Origin of the sequence: Alkalihalophilus lindianensis (assembly GCF_032843265.1) — a bacterium.
In the GTDB taxonomy this organism is placed as follows: Bacteria; Bacillota; Bacilli; order Bacillales; family Bacillaceae_D; genus Alkalihalophilus; species Alkalihalophilus lindianensis.
This window is the reverse complement of record NZ_JAWJBA010000463.1, coordinates 1-264: the sequence shown is the minus strand read 5'-3', so window position 1 is coordinate 264 and position 264 is coordinate 1. Positions and strand designations below refer to the sequence as shown.

At 42.0% G+C, this 264-nt stretch carries 1 pseudogene; it reads right to left on the bottom strand.

Features of this window, described 5'->3' with window-relative positions:
* Positions 1 to 215 (bottom strand): annotated as a pseudogene (locus RYX56_RS23040) (Ger(x)C family spore germination protein); the annotation flags it as partial.
* Positions 216 to 264: the final 49 nt, after the last annotated feature.

Below are 264 nucleotides of genomic sequence, written 5' to 3'. Positions count from 1 at the left end.
CACACGGGAACTGGCTGGAGGGGCTTCCCTGTCTCCATTTTGGCAACGTCCGAAAAGTCCAGCAGTTGCAAATAAACGATGAATTGATGATCCTTATAATCGATTCCAATACTCGTTAAATAATTCACATCTTGTATATCTTTTATATCCCAACAGCCAGTTAAAAGGAGTGGGAATATCAGACATATTGATTTCCATTTCCTCCCCCCGACCATTAGGAATCCCCTTTTCTCGTGGAATCTTCTGTATGCAAAATTTCGGGTC